At 69.6% G+C, this 10,222-nt stretch carries 10 protein-coding genes and 1 pseudogene; 5 read left to right on the forward strand and 6 right to left on the reverse strand.

The window, feature by feature from the left end:
- Positions 1–20: 20 nt before the first annotated feature.
- Both BKH28_RS09385 and BKH28_RS09390 read left to right on the forward strand, forming a co-directional pair.
- Positions 21–665, forward strand: a complete 645-nt coding sequence (locus BKH28_RS09385) for a sugar O-acetyltransferase (RefSeq protein WP_075418554.1) — start codon at positions 21–23, stop codon at positions 663–665.
- Between the two features lie 95 nt (positions 666–760).
- Positions 761–1,480, forward strand: coding sequence for a nitroreductase (locus BKH28_RS09390; protein ID WP_075418555.1), 720 nt, complete (start codon positions 761–763; stop codon positions 1,478–1,480).
- Here BKH28_RS09390 and BKH28_RS09395 read toward each other — a convergent pair.
- Complete coding sequence (locus BKH28_RS09395) at positions 1,475–2,512, reverse strand: CPBP family intramembrane glutamic endopeptidase (protein WP_075418556.1); 1,038 nt, start codon at positions 2,510–2,512, stop codon at positions 1,475–1,477. The two genes, BKH28_RS09390 and BKH28_RS09395, sit on opposite strands and share 6 nt — an antisense overlap.
- A gap of 106 nt (positions 2,513–2,618) precedes the next feature.
- Positions 2,619–5,549, reverse strand: a complete 2,931-nt coding sequence (locus BKH28_RS09400) for a UvrD-helicase domain-containing protein (protein WP_075418557.1) — start codon at positions 5,547–5,549, stop codon at positions 2,619–2,621.
- Positions 5,550–5,676: 127 nt separating this feature from the next.
- On the opposite strand from BKH28_RS09400, the gene BKH28_RS09405 reads away from it, so the two are divergent.
- The 3 genes from BKH28_RS09405 (at position 5,677) to BKH28_RS09415 (ending at position 7,584) form a co-directional block, all read left to right on the forward strand.
- Complete coding sequence (locus tag BKH28_RS09405) at positions 5,677–6,312, forward strand: DJ-1/PfpI family protein (RefSeq protein ID WP_075418558.1); 636 nt, start codon at positions 5,677–5,679, stop codon at positions 6,310–6,312.
- Positions 6,206–6,766 carry a MarR family winged helix-turn-helix transcriptional regulator gene (locus BKH28_RS09410; protein WP_256695654.1) on the forward strand — a complete coding sequence of 187 codons (561 nt, stop codon included), beginning with the start codon at positions 6,206–6,208 and terminating at the stop codon, positions 6,764–6,766. Before BKH28_RS09405 ends, BKH28_RS09410 begins: the two co-directional genes overlap by 107 nt.
- Before the next feature lie 371 nt (positions 6,767–7,137).
- Entirely contained in the window at positions 7,138–7,584 is a 447-nt protein-coding gene (locus BKH28_RS09415; RefSeq protein WP_256695656.1) for a hypothetical protein, read from the forward strand.
- On the opposite strand, the gene prmC is transcribed toward BKH28_RS09415, so the two are convergent.
- The 4 genes and pseudogenes from prmC to BKH28_RS09435 form a co-directional block, all read right to left on the reverse strand.
- Positions 7,563–8,459, reverse strand: a complete 897-nt coding sequence (gene prmC / locus BKH28_RS09420; protein WP_075418559.1) for a peptide chain release factor N(5)-glutamine methyltransferase — start codon at positions 8,457–8,459, stop codon at positions 7,563–7,565. The genes BKH28_RS09415 and prmC overlap by 22 nt on opposite strands.
- The gene (gene prfA / locus BKH28_RS09425) at positions 8,449–9,543 is read right to left on the reverse strand and encodes a peptide chain release factor 1 (RefSeq protein ID WP_075418560.1); all 1,095 of its coding nucleotides are present in this window, start codon (positions 9,541–9,543) and stop codon (positions 8,449–8,451) included. The genes prmC and prfA overlap by 11 nt, the downstream gene beginning before the upstream one ends.
- 119 nt (positions 9,544–9,662) lie before the next feature.
- Positions 9,663–9,875, reverse strand: a complete 213-nt coding sequence (gene rpmE, locus BKH28_RS09430) for a 50S ribosomal protein L31 (protein ID WP_003782958.1) — start codon at positions 9,873–9,875, stop codon at positions 9,663–9,665.
- Positions 9,876–10,016: 141 nt separating this feature from the next.
- A pseudogene (locus tag BKH28_RS09435) lies at positions 10,017–10,222 on the reverse strand (transcription termination factor Rho); the annotation flags it as partial.

The following is a 10,222-nucleotide window of genomic DNA, read 5'->3' on the forward strand; positions in this document are numbered from 1 at the left end:
CCGCCGCTAGGCTGCTGGGTATGAGTGAGACCCCCGCCCCACGCTTCCCGGAGGCCGAGCCCTACTTCGTGGGCGACGAGCGCACCAACCGCGAGCGCATGCTCGCCGGCGACTGGTACGTCTCCGACGACCCGGACAACGCCAGGATCGCCGCCCACGCCCGCAAGATGCTCTACCGCTTCGAGCGGGCCTTCGCCGAGGGCGAGGAGGACTGCTGGGACCTGCTGCGCTCGGCGATCCCGGACCTGGGTGACAAGGCCTGTCTGCTGCCACCGGTGCGCGTGGACTACGGGGACAACATCACCGTGGGCGAGGGGACCTTCGTCAACTACGGGCTCGTGGCCCTCGACGTCGCCCGGATCAGTATCGGTGCGCACTGCCAGATCGGCCCGAACGTCCAGCTGCTCACGCCGGTCCACCCTCTGGAGCCGACGCCGCGCGCCTGCTCCCTGGAGGCGGCCGACCCCATCACGATCGGGGACAACGTGTGGTTGGGCGGCGGGGTCATCGTCTGCCCCGGTGTGACGATCGGGGACAACTGCGTCATCGGCGCGGGATCAGTGGTCACCAAGGATGTTCCCGCCGGCAGCCTCGCGGTGGGCAACCCGGCCCGTGTCCTGCGCCAGCTGGACGACTCCACCTTCGGGCCCCGCCATCAGTCGTAACGCTTGCATACGACGCCGCGTCACACCCAAGACTGAGGTTGCGCCGCAATCGGCCCCATCAACCGGCTCTATGACCTGTCTAAGGAGACGTCACGATGAACCCCGAAGCTTTCTCCGACTTGGCCACTGCCCGGCATTCTGTGCGCGACTTCCGGCCTGACCCGGTGCCGAGCCAGGTCCTCGACGCGATCCTTGACGATGCTCGTCAGGCACCGAGCTGGTCGAACACACGGCCCTTCATGGTGGCGCTGGCCACCGGTGAGCGGGCGGACCGCCTGCGCGCGGCCTACATTGCCGAGTTCGATGTCACACTGCCCTTCCAGCACAAGGAGCCCGGCGCCATGGCCCGCCTGGTCCTGAGCGGCAAGGCTCCCGACGGCGACTACCGGACCTGGGCTCCCTACCCACCGGACCTGCTGCCCCACTCCCAGGCGGTCGGCGGCCGGCTGTACGCGCACATGGGCATCGGCCGCAAGGACCGTGAGGCCCGTGATGCAGCCGCCCGCCGCAACTGTGAGGCCTTCGGCGCACCGGTCATCGGTTTCGTCCTGGTCCACAAGGGCCTCATGCCCTTCGCCGCGCTCGACGCCGGGATCATGCTTCAGACCCTGTTCCTGTCCGCCAAGGCCCACGGCGTCGACTCCTGCCCCCTGGGGGTCCTGGCCACCTGGCGCCGCCCTTTCGACGCCGAGTTCGAGGCGCCGTCGGACTACCGTCTCATCACGGGCTTCGCCCTGGGCTACGCCTCCGAGGCCCCGGTCAACGACTTCCGGGCCGAACGGCGTGCCGTACGCCTGGTGCCCGCCCGCTCATGACTCGGCCCTGACCCGGACGTGTGGCCACTCGTCACTGCGCTCATCGACGGCGGCGTCCCTCAGTTCAGGGCGGCGCCAGTACGGCGGGACGATGAGCCCGCGCCGGTGGACCTCGACCAGCACGGCCAACCCGGCTGCCGTGCACACGATGATCGCGACGATGGAGGCCTCAATACCCATGGCTCCGCCAGTGAGCAGATCCGGGCCGGTGAAGCGGGCCTCGATGAGTCCACGTCCTGTTCCGATGCCGGAGATGTCGGAGCCGAAGATGCCGCCCTGGACGAAGTTCCAGGCGATGTGCACCCCGATCACCATCCACAGGCGCCGGGTGAGCAGGTAGCACGCTCCCAGCAGGATGCCCGCCTCCAGTGCGATCGCCACTGCACCGAAGACCGTCGCGTGAGCATTGCCCAGGTGAGAGATTCCAAAGAGAAACGAGGTGATGGCCAGCGCCCACCAGGTTCCCAACCACCCCTCGATGAGGCGCAGCAGAATCCCCCGAAACAGGATCTCCTCGGTGAATCCGGCAAGGACTCCGGCTCCCAGACCGGCGAGGACTCCGATGCTCCAGCCGATGTCCACCACATGGTAGGAGCCGATCAGGGCCAAGATCGCAATGATGGCGCACATGAGCAGCGCACCTATGGCGAGGCCGACCGAGAACTCGCGCAGCGCCGCCCCGCGTCCTCCGAGCTCGATGACGGGTCTTCTGCCGATGAGACGCACCAGCAGCCAGTACCCGAGCAGGGCCAGCGGTGCACCAGCGACAGCCATGACGAATATGGCGTCCGGCAGGGACTCCACACGACCGTTGGCCGTAAGACGCGCGAATCCGGTCATCACTGCAAGAATCACGGCGAAGACCTGAACGCCGAAGACGACCAGGACGCCAAGCAGAAGCTGGAGCCAACCGAGGCGCTCCGCCTTTCGCGGAGGGATGCGCCACTGGGGACTGACCGGGATGAGCCGGTCCAGGAGGCGAGGAGTCCGGTGCTCTGCTGATGACGCCGGAGAGGAGGCCAGGCTGTTCATGACCTCAGTGTTTCCTACTTGCCGATAGCCACACCTCCCCCGCCAGGAGGAGCCGGCACTCCTCCTGCCTTCAGCGCGGATCCCCTCACCGTGGGAGAGTGAGCCGTCAGATCTTGGTCACGGGTGCGTAGCGCAGGATGAGGCGCTTGGTGGTGGGCGCACCGTCGATGACGAACTCGACGCGGGCGGTTAGGGATCGCCCCTTGCCCTCCAGGCCGACGACGGTGCCCACCCCGTAGGAGTCGTGGCGCACCTGGTCGCCGGTCCTCAGCCCGGCGACGGCTGCGGGCAGGTCCTCCGAGGCGGCTCCGCCGGCCGATGAGGGGGCGCTCTGCTTGCCGCGGGCCTCGAGGCGGGCGGAGGCGCGCTTGGCGGCCCGGTCCTGGGCGGTCTCCACGCGCCCCAGCTTGCCCGAGCGCTTGGTGCCTGCGCCCACGGGTGGGGCGAAGTCATCGTCGTCGGAGTAGGTGCTCTGCCGGGAGCCGCCTGAGCGCCGCCCGCCCGAGCCGAAACCGCCCTCGCCCCAGCTGCTGCCCCAGCCGGTGCCGCCACCGCGCAGAGCCTCCATGGAGGAGGCCAGGCGCTTCCAGTCGATGGTCTCGTCCGGCACGTCGTCGAGGAAGCGCGAGGCGGGCATGGCGTTGGCGGCACCCCAGGCCGAGCGCACGGCGGCGCGGGTGAGGTAGAGGCGCTCGCGGGCTCGGGTCAGGGCCACGTAGGCCAGGCGCCGTTCCTCGGCGAGCTCGGTCTCCTCGGCCAGGGATCGGGTGTGGGGGAAGGTGCCGTCCTCCATACCGGTGACGAAGACGACCGGGAACTCCAGGCCCTTGGCGGTGTGGACGGTCATGAGGGTGATCTGGCCCTGTTCCTCGGCCTGCCGGGCGTCCTCGTCCTCCAGGTCGGCGCTGGGCGGGAGCTGGTCGGAGTCGGCCACGAGCGAGACGCGTTCGAGGAAGTCGGCCAGGGTGCCGTCGGGATTGGCGGCCTGGAAGTCGCTGGCCACGGAGTGGAGCTCGGCAAGGTTCTCCACGCGGGTGGCGTCCTGGGGGTCGTCGCTGGCGCGCAGCTCGGCGAGGTAGCCGGAGGCGTCCAGGGCGGAGTCGAGGACGTCGGCGACGCCGTCGCCGGCGGCGACCATGTGGCGCAGGGTGGTGAGCAGCTCGTGGAAGCCGCGCACCTGGTTGCGGGCTCGGGTGGTCAGGCCCTCGACCTCGGGCGGCTCGCCGGCCTCTGCGGTGGAAGGGGCCTGCCCGTCTGCGCTGTCAGCACCCACGGCCTCGCCCGGCTCACCAGCCCGCGCCTCGCGGGGGGCTCCGGCGGCGTCGGCGACGGCCTGCCCGAAGGAGACGGCATAGCGGGCGGCGTGCTCGGCCAGGGCGCCCTCGGCCTTGTCCCCCAGGCCGCGTTTGGGGACATTGAGGATACGGCGCAGGTTGACGTCGTCGTCGGGGTTGTCGACGGCGCGCAGGTAGGCGATGGCGTCCTTGATCTCGCGGCGGTCGTAGAAGCGGGTGCCGCCGATGACCTTGTAGGGCTGGCCGGCGCGCATGAAGGCCTCTTCGAGGGCGCGGGACTGGGCGTTGGTGCGGTAGAAGACGGCGACGTCGCGGGGGCGCACGCCGTGCTCGTCGGCCAGGCGGTCGACCTCCTGGCTGATCCAGCGGGCCTCGTCGTGCTCGGAGTCGGCGACATAGCCGGTGATGGGGGCGCCGTCGCCGGCGGCGGTCCACAGGTTCTTCTCGCGCCGGCCGCTGTTGCGAGAGATGACGGCGTTGGCGGCCGAGAGGATGTTCTGGGTGGAGCGGTAGTTCTGCTCCAGCAGGATGGTGCGCGCCGAGGGGTAGTCCTCCTCGAACTCCTCGATGTTGCGGATGGTGGCGCCGCGAAAGGCGTAGATGGACTGGTCGGAGTCGCCGACGACGGTGAGCTCTCCCGGGGGCAGGGCCGAGCCCGCCCCGGAGGTGCCGGAGCCGCCGACGAGCTCGCGCACGAGGACGTACTGGGCGTGGTTGGTGTCCTGGTACTCGTCGACCAGGATGTGACGGAAGCGGCGCCGGTACATCTCGGCCACGGCCGGTCGGGTCTGGAGCAGGGCGACGGTGCGCATGATGATGTCGTCGAAGTCCAGGGCGTTGGCGGCGCTCAGGCGCTCGGCGTAGGCGCGGTAGACCTCGGCGAGGTGACGCTCGAGGGGGTTGGAGGTGACGGCGCGCTCGGCGAACTGGGCCGGAGTGATGAGCTCGTTCTTGAGGTCGGAGATGCGGTGGGCGAAGGTCTTGGGGGTGAAGCGCTTGGGGTCGATGCCCAGCTCGCGCACGATGAGGGTGATGAGGCGGGTGGAGTCGGCGGCGTCGTAGATGGAGAAGGTGGAGCGCAGGCCGGCGGCCTCGTGCTCGCGGCGCAGGATGCGCACGCAGGCGGAGTGGAAGGTGGAGACCCACATGCGCTCGCCGGCGGGCCCGACCAGGGCAGTGACGCGCTCACGCATCTCGGCGGCGGCCTTATTGGTGAAGGTGATGGCCAGGATCTCTCCGGGGCGGGCGCGGCCGGTGGCGATGAGGTGGGCGATGCGGTGGGTGAGGACCCGGGTCTTGCCCGAGCCCGCACCGGCGATGATGAGCAGCGGCGCGCCGGCGTGGGTGACGGCGGCCTCCTGGGCGGGGTTGAGGCCGGAGAGCAGCTCGGCCGGGTCTGAGACCGTCACCCCCCAGGCGGGGCCGGAGACGTGGCCCGACGGTGCGGCGCCATCGGCTCGGGCGCGGGCCGCGGCGGCATTGGCCTGGGCGCGGGCGACCAGGGCGGAGACCTCGTCCTGGCGCTCCTCCCAGGTGGGGGCTGCGGCGGACTCGTCCTCGGGCGGTGGGGCGTCCTCAGGGCCCCAGTCCTCCTCCGGGGCCTCGACGTCGGCCCAGGAGTCGTCATCGAACGAGCCTCCACTGGGAACGAGGGCGGGCAGCGCGGCCTCGGGCGGCGGCGTGGCCGCACCGCCGAAGCCGGGCATGGGCAGGGCGCCGAAGAGGGAGTTCATCGCGTTCATCGTGAGGCCAAGCCTAGGCCAGGGCGCCGACACGTTTCGATTTCCCCGCCCACGCATCGACGGCACACCGCCGGACTTCACAGTACGTTGTGAACAGGTTGAGGACACCGCTGAGAAAGGAATCAAGATGCGCACCATTGCCCTGTACACGACCGAGACCATGGCGGACTGGGAGTATGCCTACCTCACCACTCAGATCGCTGGCGCGGAACAGCTCAAGCCCGAGCGCTTTCGGCTGCTGCTCGTGGGCGACGGGTTGGAGCCGGTGCGCACGCTCGGGAACCTGCCACTGGCGCCGGAGGCCGACCTCGACGCGCTGGATGCACTGGCCGACGACGGCTCGCTCACAGCCCTGGTCATCCCTGGAGGGGACCACTACGCGGCCGGGCACGAGCGGCTCATCGAGGCGGTCGGCCGCCTCGTGGACAACTGGGTTCCGGTGGCGGCGATCTGCGGTGCCACGCTCCTGCTGGCCCGGGGCGGCTTCCTGGACGAGCGCCGCCACACCTCGAACGCCGCCTCGTACCTGGAGGCCAGCGGATACCGAGGAGGTGCGCACTACGAGGAGGCGCCGGTGGTGACCGACCGGGGCGTCACCACCGCCTCAGGCATCCACGCGGTCCCCTTCACTGCGGAGGTCATGCGGGTCACCGGGCTTGTGCCTGACGCGATGGCCGACTCCTGGGAGCAGGTCTTCCTCAACGGCCGGGAGAAGGACTACATGGCGCTCATGGAGGCGACCAGCGCCTGGCAGAACGCCTGAGGGCGACGCTCTGACGGCGCTGGTCCTTCCCGTCTTCGCGCTCAACGGGGAGTTTCTGGAGACGGCCGCGGCGATCACGGCACCTCATGAGCTGACCCCCGCCCGGTGGCGGGTGCTGGGCGCCGTCCTGGAGGAAACGCTGCCGGTCGCCGAGATCGCACGCCGGGTGGGACTGGGCCTGACCAGGCAGAGCGTGCAACGGGTGACCAACGATGTCGTCGCCCAGGGATGGGCGCGCTGGCAACCCAATCCTGGAAGGCGCGGACAGAACCTGCTCGTCCTGACCGACAAGGGGCGGCGAGCGGTGGCAGCACTGACCACGGAGCAGCACGCCTGGGCCGACGCCGTCGGCCCGGAGATCGGAGAGAAGGATCTGAAGACCCTTCGGACGTTGATCAGCCGGGTCACCGAGGCATCACGCCGTTACAGACAGAACACAAACGACGAGCGCTAGCATCCCGACAAGCAATTACCCCGTCCACTCGCACAGGACATTGATCGGGCACCGAGGGGCTACGCGTGTCCAAATCGGAGACAAAGGAGTCCTCGCGTTCTTCACGCCCGCAACAGAACCGCGGAATCACGCGGTTTCATTTCGCCCGTTGCACGGCACCCAAGCCGTTTGTCAGCGATTTGGACACGACCGGGCAGATTCCAGGCAGAAACACTGGTCCTGCCAGGCGCCCCGGGCGTCTCTGGTCTGGAACGACTATCGCTCAAGGGCAACGATTCTGGCCGCGCATCACTTCATGCCCTCCTCCATACACGAACGCGCACAACGCTGGCTCATCCTCTGGAAGTCCATCCTCGGCGGGCTCCCTGGACTTGCGTCGCTCACGGCTCCGCGATGGAGAGGTCTTCTCCGAGACGGTCCTGAGCCAGCAGCGCACGCTCTGGCGATCGGTGGGCGGCAGCGCCGCCATCATTCCCGCTGACGGATGCGTCGACTTCATCGTCCGCGGCGAGCAGGTGCTCTTGTGCGGCCCGCAGACTCGTGTCATCCACGCCCCCGCCGACGACGTTCACCCCACTGTCGGTCTGAAGCTGGAGGCGGGCACCGCTCGCAGGGTCCTGCCCGTTGCACTCAGCGAGTTGAGGAACCGAGTAGTGGAGCTGCGCACCGCGTTGGGGTCGGAGGCGACTGTCCTGTACGACCTGATGATGCGAGCGAGTATCACGCTGCCAACAAAAGTACCCGCGGCGGTCACGCTTGGGACGGCCTTGAGAGCCGCCTCTGCCGAGGCGGGATTTTACCGCACGGCGCGCAGGTAGCGGTCGCGGCCGGTGAGGTCCTGGCCGGTCTCGGCCTGCTTGAACCCGGCCCCGAGCGCGGCGGCGCGCAGCAGCGCCCCCTGCTCGTGGTCGTGCTCCATGACGAGTACCCCGCCGGTGCGCAGCAGCGCGACCGAGCGCACGAGGACATCGATCGGAATATCCAGTCCGTCGGGGCCGCCGCCGTAGAGGGCCACGGTGGGCTCGTGCTGGGAGGTCTCGGTATCTTCCACGGCGCCGGCCGGCACGTAGGGCGGGTTGGAGACCACGACGTCGACCTGCCCGTTGAGGTCGTGAAGGACCAGCGGGTCGGTGGCGTCGGCGTGGATCACCTCGACGCGTCCGGGCACCAGCCGCTCACAGTTCTCGCGGGCCAGAGACGCAGCGGTCTCGCTGATCTCGACGGCGACCACCCGGGCTCCCGGCACCTCCTTGGCGATGCAGGCGGCGATCGCGCCCGAGCCGGTGCACAGGTCAGCGGTCAGGACCACTCCCCCACCGCCGTCCATGACCTCTCGGGCCGCCTCAATGGCGGCCCCGGCCACCACCTCGGTCTCCGGGCGCACGATGAACACGCCGGGACGGCTGATGAGCTCGGCGCCCCGCAGCCACATACGCCCGATGATGTGCTGGAGGGGCTCACGGCACTCGCGGCGCAGCACCAGCGCGTCATAGGCGGCCGGGAAGTCGCCGTCGGCGCCGTCGGCCAGCAGCAGGGCCCTCCCCAGCAGGTGCTCGGCCAGGATTCGGGCATCGACCTGGGGACTGGTCACGCCCGCCGCAGCCAGCCGACCGGCTGCCTGGCGCACCAGCGCCCGCAGCCCGTAGCGGTCCACCGCGCCCGCCGGCGCGCCGCCGCACAACTCAGGAACCACTGCCCTCACCCACCTGGGATAATCGTTCAGCCTCGTCCATGGCGATGGCCGAGGCGATCACCGGGCCGAGGTCACCGTCGAGAACGGCGTCAAGGTTGTAGGCCTTGAAGCCGGTGCGGTGGTCGGCGATCCGGTTCTCAGGGAAATTGTAGGTGCGGATGCGCTCGGAGCGGTCCACAGTGCGCACCTGACTGCGACGGGCCTGCGCCGCCTCGGCCGCGGCGGCGGCCGCACGCTCGGCCAGGAGCCGGGCCCGCAGGACCCGCATGGCCGCCTCCTTGTTCTGCAGCTGGGACTTCTCGTTCTGCATGGATACGACGATCCCCGTGGGCAGGTGCGTGATGCGCACGGCCGAGTCCGTGGTGTTGACGCTCTGGCCCCCCGGCCCCGAGGAGCGGAAGACGTCGATGCGAAGATCGGCGGCGTCGATCTGGAGCTCGCCGGGGTCGTCGGCCTCCGGCATGACGAGGACGCCGGCCGCGGAGGTGTGGATGCGCCCCTGGGACTCGGTGACCGGGACGCGCTGGACGCGGTGGACGCCGCCCTCGTACTTCAGGTGCGCCCACACCCCGTCCTGGGGCTCTACGGGTCCGCGGGTCTTGATAGCCAGGCGCACGTCCTTGTAACCGCCCAGGTCGGAGTCGGTGGTGTCAAGGACCTCCACGGCCCACCCCTGCCGTTCGGCGTAGCGGGAGTACATACGGGCCAGGTCGGAGGCGAACAGCGCCGACTCCTCACCGCCCTCACCGGCCTTGACCTCGATGATGACGTCGCGGGCGTCGTCAGGGTCCCGAGGCACGAGGACCTCGCGCAAGTGCTCGCCGGCAGCGGCCTCAGCAGCCTCAAGAGCCGGCACCTCGGCGGCGAAGTCCTCATCCTCAGCGGCCAGCTCGCGGGCGTCGGCCAGGTCGGCGCTGGCCGACTGCCAGGCCCGGTAGGCGGATACGACCCTGCCCAGCTCGGCGTAGCGGCGCCCCAGCCGACGCATAGCGTCGGGGTCGGCGGCCGCGGGCCCGGCCATCTCGGCCTCGATATCCGCGTACTCGGCCAGGAGCGGTTCTGCGGCGGAGAAGTCCTCACTCATGGACTCGGGTTCCTTCACTGGCTAGAAGTCGTACTGACGGGCACCAGCGGCACTCGTGCGATATGCAAACGACGCCGACGGCGGCTCTAGGAGCCGGCCGCCGGCGTCGTGAGACGCGGCTACTTGCTGCGCTTGCCGTACCGGGCCTCGAAGCGGGCAACGCGGCCACCGGTGTCGAGGATCTTCTGCTTGCCGGTGTAGAACGGGTGGCAGGCCGAGCACACGTCCACGCGGATCTCACCGGAGGTGACGGTGGAGCGGGTCTCGAAGGTGTTGCCACAGGTGCACGTGACCGTGGTGGCCACGTAGTCGGGGTGGATGCCCTGCTTCATAGGTTTCTCCTTAAGCGTCAGAGGGTCCCGGGTCCCACGCGGGAGCGTGAGTGAACCGGAGGCCAGCAGCAGATTTTGCCACTGTCTCACGGACCGTTGCAACGGCTGAGCCGCGTGAGACCGGGCACCTGGCCGGTTGCGTTACTCGTCCTCGCCGTCGGCCAGAGACGTACCGGCCGGGGTGGTCTTGGACAGCACCATGAGGAACTCGGCGTTGGACTGGGTGTCTTTGAGCTTGGAGAGCACCAGCTCGAGGGCCTGCTGCTGCTCCAGCCCGGCGAAGAGGCGGCGCAGACGCCACATGATCTTGAGCTGGGCGGGGTCGATGAGCAGCTCCTCACGGCGGG

The sequence above is a fragment of the Actinomyces oris genome, from assembly GCF_001937665.1.
In the GTDB taxonomy this organism is placed as follows: Bacteria; Actinomycetota; Actinomycetes; order Actinomycetales; family Actinomycetaceae; genus Actinomyces; species Actinomyces stomatis.